Genomic DNA, 19,502 nt, shown 5'->3' with positions numbered 1-19,502 from the left:
ACGATGGACGCCCCCTCCACCAGCGACACGACCGCGACGACCGCCGAGCCCCAGGCCGAGACGACCGAACTCGACGCCCCCAGCAACAGGAAGGCCCCGTTCCCGCGCGGCTTCCTCGACACGATCTCGACCGGCTGGGCCGAGCACCCCGCTGCCCTCCCCGAGCCGCGTGAGCAGGCCGCCTGGGCCGCGCGTCGCCGCGCCCGCGTCTCGGAGACCTTCCCCGGGCAGCGCGTCGTGGTCCCCGCCGGCGGGCTGAAGCAGCGCAGCAACGACACCGACTACCCGTTCCGCGCGCATTCCGCCTTCGCCCACCTCACCGGATGGGGCAGCGACGCCGAGCCCGACGCCGTCCTCGTCTTCGAGCCGCGCGACCAGGGTCACGAAGCCGTGCTGTACTTCCGCGAGCGGGCCGACCGCACGACGGCGGAGTTCTACTCGGACGCCACCGTCGGCGAATTCTGGATCGGCCCCCGCCCCGCCCTCGACGGCGTGGCCGCCGACCTGGCCCTGGCCACGGCCCACCTCGCGGACTTCCAGACCGGCGACGACGACCGCACCGTGGGCGAGGACGACGAGGTCACGCGTTTCGTCTCGGAGCTGCGCCTGGTCAAGGACGAGTACGAGCTCGCCGAACTGGCCCTCGCCGTCGAGGTCACGGGCCGCGGCTTCGACGACATCGTCGCCGAGCTGCCCCGCATCATCGAACACCCCCGGGGCGAGCGGGTCGTGGAGGGCGTCTTCCACCAGCGCGCCCGCTCCGACGGCAACAGCGTCGGCTACGACACCATCGCCGCCTCGGGCCCCCACGCGTGCTACCTGCACTGGACCCGCAACGACGGTGCCGTGAAGCCGGGCGACCTCATCCTCGTCGACGCCGGCGTCGAGGTCGACAGCCTCTACACGGCCGACATCACGCGCACGCTGCCGGTGTCGGGCACGTTCACCGACATCCAGCGCCGCATCTACGAGACGGTCCGCGAGGCCGCCGACGCCTCGTTCGCCGCCGCGAAGGTCGGCGTTCCGTTCCGCCGTCTGCACGAGGCTGCGATGGAGGTCATCGCCGCGCGCGTCGCCGATTGGGGCCTGCTCCCGGTGACCGCCGAAGAGGCGCTCCACGCCGACAACGGGGGTCAACACCGCCGCTACATGGTGCACGGCACGAGCCACCACCTCGGCATCGACGTGCACGACTGCGCGCAGGCGCGTCGCGACATGTACTACGACGGTCTGCTCGAGCCCGGCATGGCCTTCACGATCGAGCCCGGCCTGTACTTCCAGATCGACGATCTGACCGTCCCCGAGGAGTACCGCGGCATCGGCGCGCGTATCGAGGACGACATCGTCATGACGGCCGACGGCCCGGTCAACCTGTCGGCGGGCATCCCCCGCACGGCGGACGAGGTCGAGGAGTGGATCGCCCGGCTGTCGCGATGACGTTCACGCCGGCGGCATCCTTCACCACCCGGCCGACCCTGCGGGGCACGTTCGGGATGTCGGCCTCGACGCACTGGACAGCGACCGCCACCGCGCAGTCCGTGCTCGAGCGCGGCGGCAACGCGTTCGACGCGGCGGTGGCGGCGGCGTTCGTGTTGCACGTCGTCGAGCCGCACTTGAACGGCCCCGGGGGCGACCTCGTCGCCCTCGTCCGACCCGCGGGGCGGGCGGAGCCCGTCGTCCTCATGGGCCAGGGCCCGGCGCCCGCGCGCGCGACCATCGAGCACTTCCGCGGCCGCGGGCTCGACCTCGTGCCCGGGGCGGGAGGCCTCGCCGCCGCCGTGCCGGGCGCCGTCGACGCCTGGCTGCTGCTGCTGCGCGATCACGGCACGTGGGAGCTCGGCGACGTGCTCGCCTACGCGATCGGTTACGCCCGCGACGGGCACCCGCTCGTGGCGGGGGCGGCCGCGATCATCGCCCGGGTCGCCGACCTGTTCCGCGACCACTGGCCGACTTCGGCAGAACGATGGATGCCGGAGGGCACGCCACCCGCCGTCGACACGCTCGTGAGCAACCCTGCGTATGCCGACGTGCTCGACGGACTCGTGGCGGCGGGAGCGGGGGTCGACCCCGTGCGGGGTGCTCACGCGCGGGCGGACGACGTGCAGCGCCGCCAGGCGGAGGCGGACCATTCGCAACGCGACGACGCGCAAGCGGGCCACGCGTCTCGCGACCGCGCGCCGCGCGACGACCGCGCCGCACGCATCGACGCCGCCCGCGCGCACTGGATGACCACGGTGCTGCCCGAGGCCGCCGCCTTCATCGCGCAGCCGCACCGGCACGCGGACGGTGCCGATCACCCCGGCATCCTGAATGCTCAAGACCTGGCGGACTGGCGCGCCTCGTTCGAGCCGGCCGTGTCGACGAGCTTCCGCGGGTGGGACGTGTTCAAGGCCGGCACGTGGACCCAGGGACCCGCTCTGCTGCACACGTTGCGGCTGATCGAGGCCTCCGACGACCTCGACCCGTCGTCGGTCGAGGGAGCGCACCTGCTCCTCGAGGCGCAGAAGCTCTCGTACGCCGACCGCGACGCGTGGTTCGGCGACGCCGGCGGGGCCGTCGACCTCGACGCCCTGCTCGCCGACGACTACGTCGCCTCCCGGCGGGCGCTGATCGGGCCCGAGGCCTCGAGTCAGTGGCATCCGGGATCACCCGAGGGCCGCGACCCGGTGCTGCCACCGTTGCGCACCGACCACGCGAGCACCGACGGCTCGACCGGCGAACCGACGGTCGACCGCTCGGGGCAGACCCGCGGCGACACGTGCCACCTCGACGTGATCGACCGCTGGGGCAACGTCGTCTCGGCGACCCCGTCGGGCGGCTGGCTGCAGTCGTCGCCGACCGTGCCGTCGCTGGGATTCTGCCTGGGCACGCGCCTGCAGGCGACGTGGCTCGTGCCGGGGCACCCGGCATCGCTCACCCCGGGCCGGCGACCGCGGACGACCCTGACCCCGACCCTGGTGTCGCGCGGCGCGGAGGTCATCGCGATCGGCTCCCCCGGCGGCGACCAGCAGGACCAGTGGCAGCTGACCGTGCTGCTGCGCATGCTCGTCGGCGGCTACAGCGCGCAGCAGGCGATCGACGCGCCGAACCTCAACATCACCGCGCTCATCGATTCGTTCTGGCCACGCACGTGGGTGCCCGCGGGCGTCGCCCTCGAAGACCGCATCGGCGACGACGTCATCGCCGCGCTCGAGCAACGCGGGCATCGCGTGCGCCGCGCGGGCGACTGGGCCCTCGGCCGCGTCACCGCCGTCGGGCGCGGAGCCGACGGCGTGCTGTGGGCCGCGGCGAACCCCCGCGGAGCCCAGGGCTACGCCGCGGGGCGCTGACGCTCGGGTCCACCTCTGTCGGCGCACCGACGCGCCGGGCTACATGCGGCGGGGCGCCCGGCTTCGCGGGGCGTAGACGTGTGGCGTCCCGCGTCGGGGCGCCGACGCGGGCAGCCGCGACCCGACGAACCACCGCGCGACGGGGCCGCACCACCCGGACACAACTCAGGAGATATCGACGCACCCACGGCTTCCACGCCTCCCCCGTCGCGGAACTGCAGGAGTTGTGCACCACGCCGGCGCCGAAATTCCTGCGATGCGTTCGCCGCGCGAGACCGCGCGGAGCCCAGAGCTTCGCGGCCAGGCCCCGACGCGGGCAGCCGCGACCGACGCGCCACCGCGCGACGGGGCCGCACCACCCGGACACAACTCAGGAGATATCGACGCACCCACGGCATCCACGCCTCCCCCGTCGCGGAACTGCAGGAGTTGTGCACCGCCCCGGCGCCGAAATTCCTGCGACGCGTTTGCCGCGCGAGACCGCGCGGAGCCCAGAGCTTCGCGGCAGGGCGCCGACAGTCATCGAAACTCGACCCGCCGCCCAGGTCGTCAGAGCGAGCGCACGAACTCCGCGACCACCGGGGCCAGAGCCGCACCGATCTCGTCGGCCGCGCGCCGGGCGCCTTTCACCTCGAACGAGTGGTTGCCGCCGGTGATCCAATGCACTCGCGCGTCCTGGCACGAGGCGACGACCTCGTCGAACTGCGCGCGCGGGGCGATGAAGGGGTCGTTCTCCCCCTCGACGAACAGCTGCGGAACGCCGATGGCCGGCAGGTGCTCGCGGCGCGGCTTCTCGGGACGCCCCGGCGGGTGAAGCGGATACCCGAGGTAGGCGAGACCGGCCGGGGCGATCACCCCTTCGGCGGAGGCCATGGATGCCATGCGCCCGCCGTACGACTTCCCCACTGCCGCGTACGGGCCGGGGGCGGCCGAGGCGAGCCAGGCCTCGACGCCTGTCCAGGTGGCCACCGCGTGGGACGCGGGTCCGGGCATACGGCGTCCCGCCTCGACGTAGGGGAAGACGAAGCGCAGCACCGACACCCCCGAGGCCACGAGGGCGTCGGAGAGCCCGGAGAGGAACGGGTGCTCCATCCCTGCGCCCGCACCGTGCGCGAGAGCGACGGTCGCGGCCTCGGCCGGTGCCGCGGACCACAGGCCCGACACCTCGGTGTCACCCGCCGGCAGCGCGACGGCGATGCGGACGGGCTCGGTGCTCACCGCTCGGTCGGGGTGGGGCGCTCGTCGGGGCGCGGAGTCTCGGCGGTGCGGTCGTCGTTCTCCGACGCCTCGGGCGCGGGCGACGACGGCGGGGCGATGCGCTCCCCGTACCGCGGGGGCTCGTCGTCGCGCGGGGCCGGGTTCGGGTTCGGTGCCGGCGGGCGCGGCGGGGCGACGGGAGCAGCGGAGCCCGGAGCGACCCGTTCGCCATACTGCGGCGGCGCGGAGTCCGAGGGCGCCGGACGCGACACGACGGTGGGAGCGGCAGCGGAGCCGGCCGGGCCCACGATCCCGCGGGCCTTGTGGACGCTGGGCGCCGCGACGCAGACGTCGTAGTGATCGGCGGCGACCTGCATCACCGACGCAAAATCGCGGCGGCGGCGCACGATCGAGTACGTCCCGATGCTCAAGATCATGCCGAGCGCCATTCCGACCAGCAGGACGCCGATGAACGCGGAGATCTGCACGGTCGGCATCCCGAGCACGAAGATGAACGCGAAGAGCAGGCCGAGCATGAGGCCGTTCAGCGCACCCGAGCGGGCCGCCGTGGCGTAACCGAGCTTGCCGGTGATGCGCTCGATCGAGCGCAGACCCGAACCCACGATCGCGATGTCGCGCGCGGGCACCTCGCCGGCGATGAGGGACGAGACGGCCTTCTGCGCCTGCTCATACGTCGGGAACGAGGCGATCTTCTCGCCGACCTCGTCGCGACCGGCACCCGGACGCTGCGCGAACATACTCATTTCACCATCCTGTCACGCGCGCCTGACCGTTCCCGAGGTGTTGCAGAGGAGGCGCGGACTACGCTGTACCGGTGAGCACGCAAAGGGTTTTCGTCGCCCGCTTGGCGGGCTGCACGGTGTTCGACCCGGCGGGAGACCGTCTGGGTAAGGTACGCGACGTCGTGGTGATCTACCGCGCGTCTGCGGCGCCGCGCGTCGTGGGGCTCGTCGTCGAGATTCCCGGACGACGACATGTGTTCGTGTCCATCGGGCGCGTCACCTCCATACAGGCCGGTCAGGTCATCACAACCGGTCTCATCAACGTGCGCCGTTTCCAGCAGCGCGGCGGCGAAGTGCGCGTCATGGCAGAGATGCTCGGACGCCGCGTGAGCCTCGTCGACGGCTCGGGCACCGCGGTCATCGAAGACGTCGCGATCGAGCGCAACCGCCTCGGCGAGTGGGACGTGGGGCAGCTGTTCCTGCGCCGCCCGCGCACGAGCGCCTCGCCCTTCGCCAAGGGCGCGACGACGTTCGCCGCGTGGGGCGAGGTGCGCGAGAACCAGACTCCCGGCGAGGCGCAGTCCGCCGAGCAGCTGGTCGCGACCTACTCCGAGCTCAAGCCCGCCGACCTCGCGAACACCCTCCTCGACCTGCCCGAGGAGCGCCTCATCGAGGTGGCCGAAGAGCTCAGCGACGACCGCCTGGCCGACGCCCTCGAAGAGATGCCCGAGGACGAGCAGGTCCACATCCTCGAGCAGCTGGGCGACGAGCGCGCCGCCGACATCCTGGATGCCATGGAGCCCGACGACGCGGCCGACCTCCTCGGTCAGCTCCCCGAGTCGCGCTCCGAGCAGCTGCTCGACCTGATGGAGCCGGAAGAGGCCGACGACGTCCGCGCCCTCCTGCAGTACGGCCCCGACACCGCGGGCGGTCTGATGACGCCCGAGCCGATCGTGCTGTCGGCCGATGCGACGGTGGCCGAGGCCCTGGCCCTCATCCGCCGGCACGAGCTGCACCCCGCCCTCGCGGCATCCGTCTTCATCACCCTTCCGCCGTACGAGACGCCCACGGGGCGCCTGCTCGGCACCGTGCACTTCCAGCGCATGCTGCGCTACCCGCCGCACGAGCGCCTCGGCGCGATCATCGACGACACCCTCGAGCCGGTCACCGCCGACGCCACCGCCGCCGAGGTCGCGCGTCTGCTCGCGAGCTACAACCTCGTCTCGCTCCCCGTGGTCGACCAGGCGCACCGACTCGTGGGCTGCGTGAGCGTCGACGACGTGCTCGACTACCTGCTGCCCGATGACTGGCGCACGCACGACAGCGATGATCCGAGACCCAGGGCCACGATCAGACCCACGCATACGTCGAGCATTCCGACCCAGATCCCCCAGACCCCGAGGAGGCGCTGATGGCACGCAACAACCGCAAGCCGGCTCTCGACGCCCCGCGCGGCCGCACCGGCGTCCTCGCCCCTCGCGCCCCGCAGCCCTCGCGCGACCGCTTCGGTCGGTTCACCGAGTGGGTCGCGCGCGCGATGGGGACCCCGACGTTCCTGCTGTCCCTGACGCTGTTCTGCGTGGTGTGGATGGGCTGGAACTCGATCGCCCCCGACGAGCTGCGCTTCGACTCCGCCGCGATCGGCTTCACCGCGCTGACCCTCGTGCTCTCTCTGCAGGCGTCCTACGCCGCGCCCCTCATCCTGTTGGCCCAGAACCGGCAAGATGACCGCGACCGCGTGCAGATCGAGCAGGATCGCCAGCGCGCCGAGCGCAACCTGGCCGACACCGAGTACCTCGCCCGCGAGATCGTGGCGTTGCGCATGGCCGTTCGCGATCTGACCGACGAGGTCATCACGAAGGACACGCTGCGCGCCGAACTCCGGGCGGCGCTGGAGCGCCTCGACGCCGACGACGACGCCCCGCGGGCGGAGTCCGGACGCGCGGACGCCCCTCGTGGCGACCTGCGCCGCGGCACGCACACCGAGCCCGCGCGGCCCGGCTCGTGAGCGTCGACCTCACCGAGAGGGTTCGCTCGGCCGTCGCCGCGGTCACCGATCCCGAGCTTCGTCGTCCCCTCGGCGAGCTCGACATGCTGCGAGAGATCTCGGTCGCGGACACCACGGCGCAGGTGGCCATCGCCCTCACCATCGTGGGCTGCCCCGCCGCCGACCGCATCGAGCGGGAGGTCCGGGATGCCGCGGCCTCGGTCGCCGGCATCGACGCGGTCGATGTGCGGGTCGGGGTGATGTCGCCCGACGAGCGGAGGGCGTTGACCGAGAAGCTCCGCGGCGGCCGCGCGAAGCGCGAGATGCCCTTCGGCCCCGACTCGCTGACCCGCGTCATCGCGGTGACCAGCGGCAAGGGCGGCGTGGGGAAGTCGACCGTGACCGCGAACCTCGCGGTGGCGTTGGCGGCGAAGGGGCTGCGCGTCGGTCTGATCGACGCCGACGTCCACGGTTTCTCGATCCCGGGGCTGCTCGGGCTCGTCGACGCCGATGGTCTGCCTCCAGCGCCGACCAAGCTCGACGACCTCATCCTTCCGCCCGTCGCCTACGGGGTGAAGGTCATCTCGATCGGCATGTTCCTTCGGCGCCCCGGGGAGGATGCCGCCGGCGCGGTCGCCTGGCGCGGACCCATGCTGCATCGCACCGTGCAGCAGTTCCTCACCGACGTGTTCTTCGGCGATCTCGACGTGCTGCTGCTCGACATGCCGCCCGGTACCGGCGACGTCGCCATCTCGGTCGGTCAGCTGCTCCCCCACGCCGACGTCCTGGTCGTCACGACACCTCAAGCCGCGGCCGCCGAGGTCGCCGTGCGCTCCGGACTCGTCGCGCGCCAGACCGGCCAACGCCCCATCGGCGTCATCGAGAACATGGCCGCGATGACCCTGGCCGACGGGACCGTCCTCGACCTGTTCGGCTCGGGCGGCGGAGAAGAAGTGGCCCGCGCCCTGTCGAGCGACGGCGTGGACGTGCCGCTGCTGGCATCCGTTCCGCTCAGCGCCGCCCTCCGCACCGGGGGCGACGACGGACGCCCCGTCGTGCTGTCGCAGCCCGACGACCCGGCCGCGATGGCGATCGACGCGGCGGCCTCGGCTCTGGCGGTGCGCCCGCGCGGACTGTCCGGCAAGCCCCTGCGCCTCAACGTCTGACGCAGAGCGGGACGCCCGTCACGAGAACATGACGCTGTAGCGGAAACAGGGCGTTCCCGCCGGAATCAGCCTGTCCTCGTCACGTCCCCTGTTTCGGTGACGGGCTCCCGCGTCAGGTCGCCTCGTCGTCGAACGGCGGCAGCTCGCCCGCCACGAAGGGGGTGGATGCCGGCTTCTCGCGCGCCGCGAGAGCTGCGGCGCCCGCAGCCCGCATCGTCGCCGTCGGGGTGTCGTCGAGCAGCGCCTCGCGGATGATGCGCCGCGGGTCGTACTGGCGCGGGTCGAGCTTCTTCCAGTCGACGTCGTCGAACTCGGGGCCCATCTCGTCGCGCATGCGCGAACGGGCACCCTGCAGCGTCTCTTTCGCGCGCTTGGTGAACTTGGCCAACGCCTCCGCGTAGCGCGGCAGGCGCTCGGGGCCGACGAGGACCGCTGCGATCACGCCGATCAGCATCAGCTTCTCGATCGTGAGGCCGAAGAACATGCCTCCAGATTACCGGCCTCGCCTGGGGGTCCAGCGACCATCCGCCGTCTAGCCTGATCTGAGGAGGTCCACGTGAGCGGTCATGAGGCGAACGAACGGTTCGTGCAGGAGTCGACGGTCGAGCCCGAGCACATCGCTCGCGCCCGGGCGCACGCGCTCGAGCTCGGAGCGGCGCCCATCAGCCCCGCGGTCGGAGCCCAAGCCGCGGTGATCTCGGCGGCATCCCGTGCTCTCAACATCGTCGAGGTGGGCACCGGCGGCGGCGTGTCGGGCCTCTGGCTGCTGCACGGTTCGCCCCGCGCGACGATCACCACGATCGACAGCGAACCCGAGCACCTCGGGGCCGCTCGCTCCGCATTCTCGGACGCCCGCGTGCCCGCCGCGCGTGCCCGATTCATCACCGGGCGGGCATCCGATGTCCTGCCGCGCATGAACGAGGCGTCGTACGACATCGTCTTCATCGACGCCGACCCCGAAGGCGTCATCGAATACGTCGAGCACGGCCTGCGTCTGGTGCGCGCCGGCGGGACCGTCCTCATCCCCCGCGTCCTCGCGCACGGCGCGGTCGCCGACCCGGTGCGCCGCGACGCGGTGACCACGGCCTACCGCTCGCTGATTCAAGAGGTGCAGTCCTCCCCCGCCGTCATCGGCGCCCTGTCGACCACGGGCGAAGGCCTGCTGCAGCTCACGACCCGTCCACCCGAGGCCTGAACCTCTCCCCGCGAAGCACGCGGGAACGAAGAAGGCCGGCCCCCGCGGGAGCCGGCCTTCACTGCGTCGATGGTCGTCAGGCGGTGACGACACCACCGAGCACGTCGTAGAGTTCCTTCGCCTCGGCGTCGTTCACCGAGACGACGAGTCGCCCGCCACCCTCGAGCGGCACGCGCACGATGATCAACCGGCCCTCCTTCACGGCCTCCATCGGTCCGTCGCCGGTACGCGGCTTCATGGCTGCCATCGCGGCCCCCTTTTCGTCGTTGGTCTGCCTGAGAAGTTTACCGGTATCCCGCGTGGCGGGTCGTACAGGCGGGTCGGCGGGGGCGGATCTGGGTCAGGGAATCTGCCAATACGTGTTCGCGAGGGCGTACATGTTGTAGATCCACCACCACTGTCCGAGCAGCGCGAGAGCGAGCACGCCGAACCGCCACGCGCGCGATTTCGGCACCGCGAGGGCGCCCCACAGCGGCGAGATCGGCACGAGCAACCGGAAGATGCTGGACTGCGGGAAGAACACCAGCAGCAGGTAGACGAGGTAGCTCGCCGACCACAGTCGCACCTCGATGCCCAGTCGCTTCACCTGCGGCGAGAACAGCAGCAGCGCGGCGATGGCCACCACCATCAGCGCGAGGAACACGTAGCCCGTGACGGCGCCGAGCCCCCACCGGGTGAACCAGAACCCCGCGGCCTCGACGAACCCGTCGAAGGGGACGAAGCCCCGCCCCGAGTCCCCGAGCCAGTTGCGCCGCCACGCCAACTCGGTCGCCAGGTACGCGCCCGGGTCGCCCGTGACGATCCCCGCGATCACCTGCCACGCGAAGCCCACCACGACCGAAAGTCCGCCGAGGGCCACGAGATGCGCGATGTCGCGCGTCGTAAGCGGATCCTTCCGTCGGCGCACGAAGCGGTATACCCCGTAGAGACCGAGGAACAGAGCGAAGGCGAGGATCCCGGGGCGCGTGAACCCCATCGCCGGGACCAGCAGATAGAGCCAGCCCCATCGACGTCGCTGCACGCACCGGAGGGCCAGGAAGAGGAAGAACAGGAACAGCGCCTCGGCGTACCCCACCTGGAACAGGGCGGCGAGCGGACCGCACGCGAAGAAGACCACGGCCCACATCGCGGCGGAGTCGCCGATCCGATCCCGCAGCATCGAATGCAGCACGAGGCACGCACCGAACCCCGCGGCCAACGAGATGGTGACGGCCCCGGCGCCCCACGAGCCGAGCAGGAATCCGAGTCCGGCCGAGAGGTACGAATACAGCGGCATGAACGCCCACGCGTTCTCGGCGACGTGACCGCCCGCGGCGAGGGGCAGATCAACGGGATATCCCGACACCGCGGCGAGCCAGTACCACTGCGCATCCCACCCGAGCGCGAGCTTATCGAGCGAGGGGGCCACACCGTACCGCGACCCGGGCCCCGACAGCGCAGAGGCCAGCAGGAAGAATCCCGTCGTGACCACGCGCGCCGCACCGTAGACGATGGCGATGCGCGCCGGCACGGGCAGGCGCTCCCACCATCCGACCCGCGTGCGCGTCGTGGCCGCGGCGGTCACGACCCGCTCAACCAGGCACGAAGGCCGCGCTCGACGGCGTCGATCTGCGCGATCGGAACCCGCTCCTCGTCGTGGTGAGCGAGGTGCGGGTCACCGGGACCGTAGTTGACGGCGGGGATGCCGAGCGCCGAGAACCGCGCCACGTCCGTCCAGCCGTACTTCGGTTTGGGGGTGGCACCCACGGCATCCACGAAGTCCTTCGCCAGGGCCGCGTCGAGGCCGGGACGAGCTCCTTCGGCCACGTCGACGATCTCGACGTCGAAGCCCGTGAACACGTCGGTGACGACGCGGGTGGCGGCGGCGGCGTCACGGCTCGGCGCGAAGCGGTAGTTGACCTCGACCGCGCACGCGTCGGGGATGACGTTGCCCGCGACCCCGCCCGAGATGCTGACAGCGTTCAAGCCCTCGCGGTAGACAAGACCCTCGACCTCGATCTCGCGGGCACGGTACTCGGCCAGGCGCGCGAGGATCGGCGCGGCCTTGTGGATCGCGTTCTCGCCGATCCACGATCGCGCGCTGTGCGCACGGACTCCCTCGGTGCGCACGATGGCGCGGAGCGTGCCGTTGCAGCCGCCCTCGACCTCGCCGTTGCTCGGTTCGCCGAGGATCGCGAAGTCGCCCTCGAACAGGTCCGGGCGGTTGCGCGAGAGCCGACCGAGGCCGTTCAGCGCCGAGTCGACCTCTTCGTGGTCGTACCACATCCAGGTGATGTCGACCGGGGGCGCGGTGAGCTCGGCGGCGAGCTTGAGCTGCACCGCGACGCCCGCCTTCATGTCGACCGTCCCGCGGCCCCAGATGACGTCCTCGCCGTCGACCGTGCGGTCCTCGACGGGGAGGTTGCGGTTGATCGGCACGGTGTCGATGTGCCCGGCGATGACGACCCTGCGGTCGCGCCCCAGGGCGGTGCGGGCGACGATGGTGTCGCCGTCGCGGATGACCTCGAGGTGGGGGTACGCGGAGACGGCGGCCTCGATGGCATCCGCGAGAGGGGTCTCGTCTCCCGAGACGCTGTGGATGTCGCAGACGGCTCGCGTCAGGGCGGCCGAGGACTGGGTGAGGTCGAGCGCGGGCATGCCCCGATCTTCCCACAGCCGGTGCCCCAGTACCCTGGGACGGTGAGCAACGAACGACGCATCAGCGCTGCCGGCCTCTCGACGCGAACCACCGGGGGGACGGTGCTCGACGCCTGGTTCCCGAAGCCGGTCCTCGGTGCCCACGGAGACCTGGATGCCGAGCAGGCGGCGCTCGAATCCGCCGCCGGCCCCGACGAGCGACGTGGCGTCGTCGTCGAGACGGTGTCTCTCATGATCGACGCCGACGCGGCTCCCGCCTCGACCGTCGACGCCTACCTGCGCCTGCACGCGCTCTCGCACCTGCTCGTCCGGCCCAACGAGATCAACCTCGACGGCATCTTCGGGCACCTCCCCAACGTCGCGTGGACGAACGCGGGTCCCGTGCACCCCGACGACGCGGAGCGCCTGCTGCCGCAGTTGAAGCGTCACGGCATCCAGCTCCAGGGTCTCGACAAGTTCCCGCGTCTGACCGACTACGTCCTGCCCGCGGGCGTGCGCATCGCCGACGCCTCGCGCGTGCGCCTGGGCGCGCACCTCTCCCCCGGCACGACCGTCATGCACGAGGGCTTCGTCAACTTCAACGCCGGCACGCTCGGCTCCTCGATGATCGAGGGCCGCGTCTCTCAGGGCGTCGTCATCGGCGACGGCACCGACATCGGCGGCGGCGCCTCGATCATGGGCACGCTCTCGGGCGGCGGGACGCACCGCGTCTCGATCGGAGCACGCACCCTGCTCGGCGCGAACGCCGGCATCGGCATCTCGCTCGGAGACGACTGCGTCGTCGAGGCCGGTCTCTACGTCACCGCCGGCACGAAAGTGCGCGTCGGCGACGAGACGGTCAAGGCGGGCGAGCTGTCGGGTCGCGACGGCATCCTGTTCCGCCGCAACTCCCTCACCGGCGCCGTCGAGGCCTCGGCCCGCGCCGGCGTCGGCGTCACGCTGAACGAGGCACTGCACGCCTGAGCGGCAGGCGCCTGCGCCCTTTTCCCGATAAACGCTCCCTGCACGAGGAAACGCCCTCGGCGCGCGTTTCTCCGTGCAGGGAGCGTTTCTCGTCGCGTATCCGCCTCCGCGCCGGTCGCGTCAGTCGCGCACCCGCACCGACAGGCAGGTCACGCAGCCCTCGAGCTTCTCGAACTCGCTCACGTCGACGGTCACGACCTCGAGGCCGCGGAACCGGTGCTCCTCCGCCGTCGCCGGAGCGTCCGCCGACATCAGCACCGTGTCGTCGTCGAGGACGACCACGGCCGTGCCGTGCTCTTCGGGCACGCCCGCGAACACCGGGAACATCGACGGATCGTCGACCAGCGGCTCGAACCCCACGACCGTTCCGTCGGGTAGCGCCGTCACCCCCGACTTCAGGTGCAGCACCTTCGTGACCGGGATCTCGCGCACCTCCCACCCACGCGGCTCGAGCAGAGCCCGCAGCTGGGCGATGCCCTCGGCGTTCGTCCGCGACGACGCGCCCACGTAGACGGTCCGTCCGACCTTGAGCACGTCGCCCCCGTCGAGGGTTCCGGGTTCCACGATCTCGGCAAGATCGATTCCGGATGCCGTGACCCCCGCGCGCACGCTCTCCGCCTCGCCGCGGCGCGAGACGGCGCCGGCCCGGCAGAGCACGGCGAGGTCGCCGAAGACGACGACCGCATCCTCGACGAACACCCCGTCGGGCTGGTCATCGGCCGGGTCGATCTCGACGATCTCCCACCCACGGGTGCGGAAGGCATCGACGTACGCCTGCCACTGCGTCAGCGCCAGCTCGGCATCGACCGGCACGCGGTCGAGGTGGGTGAGCTCGCCCTCGGCGAGGCGGGGCGACGGACGGCGAACGAGCAGGCGCGACATGCCCCGACCCTACTGGTTGCGTCATCGGCGTCGGCGGAACCGCCTGGCATCCGGTTTCTCCGGCGCACCCCATGTCCCCCTGTGCGCAGACCATGTCCCCATCTGCGCAGACCATGTCCCCATCTGCGCAGACCATGTCCCACAATCGGCTCCCTGGCGGCGCCCCAGACAGCACGAAGTGGGACATGGGGAGAACCAACGACACACCCCGCCGCACACAGCGAAACGCCCCGCCCCTCGCGAGAGGGACGGGGCGCTCCAGGCCGGATCAGATGCCGGGGTAGTTGCGCTCGGCGGCACCCGTGTAGAGCTGCTGCGGGCGGCCGATCTTCGTCTGGGGGTCGCTGATCGCCTCGCGCCACTGGGCGAGCCAGCCGGGCAGACGGCCGATCGCGAACAGCACCGTGAACATGCGCGTGGGGAAGCCCATCGCCTTGTAAATCACGCCGGTGTAGAAGTCGACGTTCGGGTAGAGGCGACGCTCCTTGAAGTAGTCGTCCTCGAGGGCGATCTGCTCGAGCTCCTTGGCGAGGTCGAGCAGCGGGTCGCTGACGCCGAGTGCGGTGAGCACCTCGTCGGCCGACTCTTTGACGAGCTTCGCGCGCGGGTCGTAGTTCTTGTAGACGCGGTGACCGAAGCCCATGAGCTTGACGCCCTGCTCCTTGTTCTTCACCCGCTCGACGAAGCGCTCGACGCTCTCGCCCGAGTCGCGGATGCGCGCGAGCATCTGCAGGACGGCTTCGTTCGCGCCACCGTGCAGGGGGCCGGAGAGCGCCTGGATGCCGGCCGAGATCGACGCGAACTGGTTCGCTCCGGTCGAACCGACCAGGCGCACGGTCGAGGTCGAGGCGTTCTGCTCGTGGTCCTCGTGCAGCATCAGCAGCAGGTCGAGGGCCTTCGTCATGACCGGGTTGGCCTCGAAGGGCTCGCTGTGCACACCGAAGTTGAGCTTGAGGAAGTTGTCGACGAAGCCCAGGGAGTTGTCGGGGTACAGGAACGCCTGTCCGATGCTCTTCTTGTGCGCGTAGGCGGCGATCACGGGGAGCTTCGCGAGCATGCGGACCGTGTTGAGCTCGACGTGCTCGGGGTTGTGCGGGTCGGACTCGGCCTCGTAGTAGGTCGAGAGGGCCGCGGTCGCCGCTGAGAGCACCGACATGGGGTGCGCGGTAGGCGGTAGCGCCGAGAAGAGGCTCTTGAGGTCTTCGTGCAGCAGCGTGTGACGGCGGATCCGCTCGTCGAACGACGCGAGCTCGGATGCCGAGGGCAGCTCGCCGTAGATGAGCAGCCACGCGACCTCGAGGTAGGTGCTGTTCTTCGCCAGCTGCTCGATGGGGTACCCGCGATAGCGGAGGATGCCCTGATCGCCGTCGATGTAAGTGATGTCGGACTTCGTCGACGCCGTGTTGACGAAACCGTAATCGAGCGTGGTGTGACCGGTCTGCTTCGTCAGCGACGCGATGTCGATGCTCGGAACGCCGTCGGTGCCTCGCAGGACCGGGAATTCGGCGGTGGTGCCCCCTACCGTGAGAGTGGCCTTGTCCTGCTGCGTGCCCGCGTCGCTCACCGCGCCTCCTTGCGATTTCTGGTCGCCCGTGTGGTCGAACGCGGGGGGGTTGCGGCACCCCGCGATCTTCTCGCCCTCTGGATGCCACGGGAATGGCATCCGGGTCGGCGGGGCGCACGGAGGATGACCCCGAACGACCTGCCTTTACAGCCTAGTAGGCACTCCGGCGTACAGATGACACCGCTAAAGGTTGCCCCCATCGAATGGAGGGAACCTCCTGGTCAGGCGCGCAGACGCTCCGCGGCGGCGGCGATGCGCTCGTCGGTCGCGGTGAGCGAGAAGCGCACGTGGTTCGGAAAGTGGGTGCCGTAGAAGTGCCCCGGTCCCACCAGGATGCCGAGATCGGCGAGGCGGTCGACGCTCTCCCACGCGTCGCGTCCCTCGGTCGCCCAGAGGTACAGGCCGCCCTCGCTGCGGTCGATGGTGAAGCCGGCGGCCTCGACCGCGGGCTTGAGGACCGCGCGGCGGCGGGCGTAGCGCTGGCGCTGCGCGGCGACGTGCTCGTCGTCTCCGAGGGCGACGGTCATCGCGCGCTGCACCGGCGCGGGCGGCATGAGGCCCAGGTGCTTGCGACCGGTGAGCAACCGCGCCACGAGGGCGGGGTCACCGGCGAGAAACGCCGCGCGGTACCCGGCGAGGTTCGACTGCTTGCTCAGCGAGTACACCGACAGCACGCCGGAGAGGTCGTCTCCGACGACGCCCGGGTCGAGCACGCTCGGTACGGGCTGCTCATCCCACGGGGCGTCCCAGCCCAGTTCGGCGTAGCACTCGTCCGACGCGAGGACGGCACCGATTTCACGCGCCCGGGCCACGGCATCCCGAAGCTCGTCCGTCGAGAGGACGCGCCCGTCGGGATTGCCGGGTGAGTTGATCCAGATCACGCGCGCGTTCGCGGGCCACGAGGACGGATCGTCGGATGCCACGGCCTCGGCGCCCACGAGACGCGCTCCGACCTCGTAGGTCGGGTAGGCGGCGCGCGGGTGAACCACCGCATCGCCCGGGCCGAGCCCCAACAGCAACGGCAGCAGGGCGACCAGCTCTTTGGAGCCGACGGTCGGCAGAACGTTCGCCGCGGCCAGGCCGGGGACGCCGCGCCGGCGGTGGTACCACTCGGCGATCGCCTCGCGCAGCGCCGGGGTCCCCGCCGTCTGCGGGTAAGCGTGCGCGTCGGTTGCGTCAGCCAGAGCTTCGGCGACGACGGCGGGCGTCGGGTCGACGGGCGAGCCGATGGACAGGTCGACGATGCCGTCGGGGTGGCGTCGGGCGCGCTCCGCGTACGGGGCGACCGCGTCCCACGGGTAGTCGGCGAGGTCGGCGACGCCCACGGGTCAGTGCGCCTGCGGGGGCAATGCGGTGATGACGGGGTGGTCCTTGGCGATCACGCCGACCTTGGCCGCACCACCGGGCGAGCCGATGTCGTCGAAGAACTCGACGTTGGCCTTGTAGTAGTCGGACCACTCCTCGGGGAGGTCGTCCTCGTAGTAGATGGCCTCGACGGGGCAGACCGGCTCGCACGCACCGCAGTCGACGCACTCGTCGGGGTGGATGTAGAGCGATCGTTCACCCTCGTAGATGCAGTCGACAGGGCACTCATCGATGCAGGCGCGGTCTTTCACATCGACGCACGGGAGGGCGATCACGTAAGTCACCGCATCAGTCTAATCGCGCCGGAGCGACCGACCCCGCCGCCGGGCCGCGGGCTTAGGATTCGGCCGGGCGCGCCGGCGCCTGCATCTTGCTGAAGTCGGGCCACAGCGCGACCAGCACCATGAGCGCGGGTCCGACGACCGTCCACACGAGCGGGATCCACTCGGTCCCCGCGGTGGGGGCCGCGACTATCGCGGAGCCGCCCGGCCCCACCTGAGAGAACAGGTAGGTGGCGGCGGTGATCCCCAGCCCTCCGGCGAGGGCGTTGACGCGATCGCCCGTGAGTGTGCGCAGGGCGATGAGCAGGGCCGCACTGCCAATCGTCGCGAGGAGCAAGCCCACCGGCACGGGGCCGACGAGGAAGGCCTGGCCGACGGTGCCGGCTGCTCCGTAGAAGGCCCCCACGAGCAGGGCCACCACCCAGCCGACGACGCGGAGAATCGTGGAAGTCACCGGTCGAGTCTAGGCGCGACGGCTATGCGACGGCCGCGGCCGATAGCGCTCACCCCTCACGCCGCCCACCCCCAGAGCCGCAGCAGCGCCGCGGTGAGGGCCGCCGCGGCGACCACGACGAGGAACGGGGCGCGCGCCCAGAGGAGCAGGGCCGCGACGCCGACCGCCGGGAGTCGCGCGTCCACGACCACCGCCGACCCCGCGCCGAGCGTCTGCACCATCACGAGCGCCGAGAGCAGGGCGACGGTGAGAAGGTCCGCGATCCGCGCGGGGCGCGGCTTGTCGAGCCAGTGAGCGGGAAGCAGGTAGCCCGTCGCCTTGAGGGCGACGCAGATGACGGATGCCGTGAGCACCGCGGTCCACAGGGTCATGGCATCCGCTCCTCTGTCGCCGCCGGCTTCGCGGGCCGGGGATCGAACAGTCCCACCGCGATCGCGACTCCCGCCGCCGCGATCACCGGGATCCCCGGCATGAGCCACGGTGTGAGCAGCGCCGCGACGATCGCCGCTCCCGCGGCCACTGCCAGGGGCTGACGTCCGCGAAGACGCGGCCACAGCAGAGCGAGGAACGCGGCGGCCGCCGCCGCATCGAGACCGTAGGCACGGGGGTCGCCGAGGACGTCGCCGAGGAGCGCCCCCAGGAGAGTCGAGAGGTTCCAGCCGACCCAGATCGCCACACCCGTGACCCAGAAGCCCACCTGACGAGCGCGCGGCTCGGTCTGCGCCAGGCCGACCGCCACCGATTCGTCGATCGTGAAGTGCGTGGCCGACGCCTTGCGCCAGGGTCCGCCCGCCACGACGGGCGCCATGCGCATCGCGTACGCGGCGTTGCGGACGCCGAGCAGGGCCGACGACGCGATCGCCGCGGGTGCGGCGGCCACTCCCCCCGCGGCGATGACGCCGACGAACGCGAACTGCGATCCGCCGGTGAACATCAGCAGGCTCAGCACGCAGGTCTGCCAGATGTCCAGACCGGATGCCACGGACAGGGCCCCGAAAGAGATGCCGTAGGCACTCGTGGCGAGGGCGACGGCGAGGCCCTGTCGAGCGGCGACACCCTCGGATGTTCGGTGAAGCGAACGCATGGGCATCATCGTGAACGCTCAAGACGTCGTTCGTCAAGTCGAACGATCGACGGTCATAATGAACAGATGAGCGATCTGAGCGCCCGAATCGCCGCGAGCCTGCGCCGCGAGCGAGAGAGACGTGACCTCAGCGTCTCGGAACTCGCCCGGCGGGCCGGAGTCGCCAAGGCCACCGTCTCGCAGCTCGAGAACGGGGGCGGCAATCCCAGCGTCGAGACCCTGTGGGCGCTGGCCTCGGCGCTCGAGATCACGTTCGCCGACTTCGTCGACGAAGGCGCGCACTCCCCCACCCTCATCCGGGCCGGCGAAGCCGGTACGGCCGTGGCCTCATCGGCATCCGACTACATCGCCGTCCTGCTCTCGGCGAGCCCCCCGCACGCTCGCCGCGACATCTACCTGCTCTCGGCCGAACCGGGTTCCCCCCGCCGATCCGACCCGCATCCCCGGGGAACGATCGAGCACCTCGTGATGGTCTCGGGTCGCGGTCTCGTCGGCCCGGCCGACGCCCCCTTCGAGCTCGCACCCGGCGACTACCTCTCGTACGCCGGTGACGCGCCCCACGTCTTCGAAGCGATCACGGCGGGTATGAGCGCCGTCTGCGTCGTCGAGTCCCGCTGACCCGACGACCGCGTCGACAGGGGCCGGACGCGGGGAT

21 protein-coding genes are annotated in these 19,502 nt (G+C 71.3%); 8 read left to right on the top strand and 13 right to left on the bottom strand.

The window, feature by feature from the left end; translation table 11 throughout:
* The first annotated feature begins 3 nt into the window (after nucleotides 1-3).
* The gene (locus tag ASE56_RS12905) at nucleotides 4-1,437 is read left to right on the top strand and encodes an aminopeptidase P family protein (RefSeq protein WP_056230479.1); all 1,434 of its coding nucleotides are present in this window, start codon (nucleotides 4-6) and stop codon (nucleotides 1,435-1,437) included.
* Nucleotides 1,434-3,329 carry a gamma-glutamyltransferase family protein gene (locus ASE56_RS12900; protein WP_056232268.1) on the top strand — a complete coding sequence of 632 codons (1,896 nt, stop codon included), beginning with the start codon at nucleotides 1,434-1,436 and terminating at the stop codon, nucleotides 3,327-3,329. Before ASE56_RS12905 ends, ASE56_RS12900 begins: the two co-directional genes overlap by 4 nt.
* Before the next feature lie 549 nt (nucleotides 3,330-3,878).
* Here the strand turns inward: ASE56_RS12900 and ASE56_RS12895 are convergent.
* Entirely contained in the window at nucleotides 3,879-4,547 is a 669-nt protein-coding gene (locus ASE56_RS12895; protein WP_235557004.1) for an alpha/beta family hydrolase, read from the bottom strand.
* Nucleotides 4,544-5,290: a general stress protein gene (locus tag ASE56_RS12890; RefSeq protein WP_056230477.1), complete on the bottom strand. Its 747-nt coding sequence runs from the start codon at nucleotides 5,288-5,290 to the stop codon at nucleotides 4,544-4,546. Before ASE56_RS12890 ends, ASE56_RS12895 begins: the two co-directional genes overlap by 4 nt.
* 71 nt (nucleotides 5,291-5,361) lie before the next feature.
* On the opposite strand from ASE56_RS12890, the gene ASE56_RS12885 reads away from it, so the two are divergent.
* Genes ASE56_RS12885 through ASE56_RS12875 form a run of 3 tightly spaced genes read left to right on the top strand, consistent with a single transcriptional unit; the run spans nucleotide 5,362 to nucleotide 8,422 of the window.
* Nucleotides 5,362-6,681 (top strand): CBS domain-containing protein, encoded by a 1,320-nt coding sequence (locus tag ASE56_RS12885; RefSeq protein WP_056230475.1) that lies wholly within the window; start codon nucleotides 5,362-5,364, stop codon nucleotides 6,679-6,681.
* Nucleotides 6,681-7,277 (top strand): DUF1003 domain-containing protein, encoded by a 597-nt coding sequence (locus ASE56_RS12880; protein WP_056230474.1) that lies wholly within the window; start codon nucleotides 6,681-6,683, stop codon nucleotides 7,275-7,277. The genes ASE56_RS12885 and ASE56_RS12880 overlap by 1 nt, the downstream gene beginning before the upstream one ends.
* Nucleotides 7,274-8,422: an Mrp/NBP35 family ATP-binding protein gene (locus ASE56_RS12875; RefSeq protein ID WP_056230471.1), complete on the top strand. Its 1,149-nt coding sequence runs from the start codon at nucleotides 7,274-7,276 to the stop codon at nucleotides 8,420-8,422. The genes ASE56_RS12880 and ASE56_RS12875 overlap by 4 nt, the downstream gene beginning before the upstream one ends.
* Nucleotides 8,423-8,534: 112 nt before the next feature.
* On the opposite strand, the gene ASE56_RS12870 is transcribed toward ASE56_RS12875, so the two are convergent.
* Nucleotides 8,535-8,906, bottom strand: coding sequence for a hypothetical protein (locus ASE56_RS12870; RefSeq protein WP_056230469.1), 372 nt, complete (start codon nucleotides 8,904-8,906; stop codon nucleotides 8,535-8,537).
* Nucleotides 8,907-8,978: 72 nt separating this feature from the next.
* Here ASE56_RS12870 and ASE56_RS12865 point away from each other — a divergent pair, with 72 nt between their 5' ends.
* Nucleotides 8,979-9,617: an O-methyltransferase gene (locus tag ASE56_RS12865; protein WP_056230467.1), complete on the top strand. Its 639-nt coding sequence runs from the start codon at nucleotides 8,979-8,981 to the stop codon at nucleotides 9,615-9,617.
* Nucleotides 9,618-9,693: 76 nt separating this feature from the next.
* Here ASE56_RS12865 and ASE56_RS16635 read toward each other — a convergent pair whose 3' ends face one another.
* The 3 genes from ASE56_RS16635 to dapE form a co-directional block, all read right to left on the bottom strand.
* The gene (locus ASE56_RS16635; RefSeq protein WP_074615842.1) at nucleotides 9,694-9,864 is read right to left on the bottom strand and encodes a DUF3117 domain-containing protein; all 171 of its coding nucleotides are present in this window, start codon (nucleotides 9,862-9,864) and stop codon (nucleotides 9,694-9,696) included.
* Between the two features lie 93 nt (nucleotides 9,865-9,957).
* Complete coding sequence (locus tag ASE56_RS12860) at nucleotides 9,958-11,181, bottom strand: hypothetical protein (protein ID WP_235557003.1); 1,224 nt, start codon at nucleotides 11,179-11,181, stop codon at nucleotides 9,958-9,960.
* Complete coding sequence (gene dapE, locus ASE56_RS12855) at nucleotides 11,178-12,254, bottom strand: succinyl-diaminopimelate desuccinylase (RefSeq protein ID WP_056230465.1); 1,077 nt, start codon at nucleotides 12,252-12,254, stop codon at nucleotides 11,178-11,180. The genes ASE56_RS12860 and dapE overlap by 4 nt, the downstream gene beginning before the upstream one ends.
* Before the next feature lie 42 nt (nucleotides 12,255-12,296).
* Here dapE and dapD point away from each other — a divergent pair, with 42 nt between their 5' ends.
* Nucleotides 12,297-13,217, top strand: a complete 921-nt coding sequence (gene dapD, locus ASE56_RS12850) for a 2,3,4,5-tetrahydropyridine-2,6-dicarboxylate N-succinyltransferase (protein WP_056230463.1) — start codon at nucleotides 12,297-12,299, stop codon at nucleotides 13,215-13,217.
* A gap of 120 nt (nucleotides 13,218-13,337) precedes the next feature.
* Here dapD and ddaH read toward each other — a convergent pair whose 3' ends face one another.
* The 7 genes from ddaH to ASE56_RS12815 form a co-directional block, all read right to left on the bottom strand.
* Complete coding sequence (gene ddaH, locus ASE56_RS12845; RefSeq protein WP_056230461.1) at nucleotides 13,338-14,099, bottom strand: dimethylargininase; 762 nt, start codon at nucleotides 14,097-14,099, stop codon at nucleotides 13,338-13,340.
* 268 nt (nucleotides 14,100-14,367) lie between these two features.
* A complete protein-coding gene (locus ASE56_RS12840) occupies nucleotides 14,368-15,663 on the bottom strand; it encodes a citrate synthase (RefSeq protein WP_074696985.1) in 1,296 nt (431 codons plus the stop codon).
* Between the two features lie 221 nt (nucleotides 15,664-15,884).
* A complete protein-coding gene (gene dapC / locus ASE56_RS12835) occupies nucleotides 15,885-16,988 on the bottom strand; it encodes a succinyldiaminopimelate transaminase (protein WP_056230459.1) in 1,104 nt (367 codons plus the stop codon).
* A 3-nt stretch (nucleotides 16,989-16,991) separates the two neighbouring features.
* On the bottom strand, nucleotides 16,992-17,312 hold the full coding sequence (gene fdxA / locus ASE56_RS12830) for a ferredoxin (RefSeq protein WP_055836218.1): 321 nt from the start codon (nucleotides 17,310-17,312) through the stop codon (nucleotides 16,992-16,994).
* Between the two features lie 52 nt (nucleotides 17,313-17,364).
* Entirely contained in the window at nucleotides 17,365-17,763 is a 399-nt protein-coding gene (locus tag ASE56_RS12825; RefSeq protein WP_056230457.1) for a hypothetical protein, read from the bottom strand.
* Between the two features lie 56 nt (nucleotides 17,764-17,819).
* A complete protein-coding gene (locus ASE56_RS12820) occupies nucleotides 17,820-18,134 on the bottom strand; it encodes an AzlD domain-containing protein (protein ID WP_056230455.1) in 315 nt (104 codons plus the stop codon).
* Nucleotides 18,131-18,847, bottom strand: coding sequence for an AzlC family ABC transporter permease (locus ASE56_RS12815; RefSeq protein WP_056230454.1), 717 nt, complete (start codon nucleotides 18,845-18,847; stop codon nucleotides 18,131-18,133). Before ASE56_RS12815 ends, ASE56_RS12820 begins: the two co-directional genes overlap by 4 nt.
* Nucleotides 18,848-18,913: 66 nt before the next feature.
* Between ASE56_RS12815 and ASE56_RS12810 the strand changes: the two genes are divergently transcribed.
* Complete coding sequence (locus ASE56_RS12810; protein ID WP_056230452.1) at nucleotides 18,914-19,465, top strand: helix-turn-helix domain-containing protein; 552 nt, start codon at nucleotides 18,914-18,916, stop codon at nucleotides 19,463-19,465.
* Nucleotides 19,466-19,502 lie beyond the last annotated feature (37 nt).

Source organism: Microbacterium sp. Leaf203 (genome assembly GCF_001421275.1).
In the GTDB taxonomy this organism is placed as follows: Bacteria; Actinomycetota; Actinomycetes; order Actinomycetales; family Microbacteriaceae; genus Microbacterium; species Microbacterium testaceum_A.
Note: the sequence above shows the minus strand (reverse complement) of the source record. Positions and strands in the feature narration are given on the sequence as shown.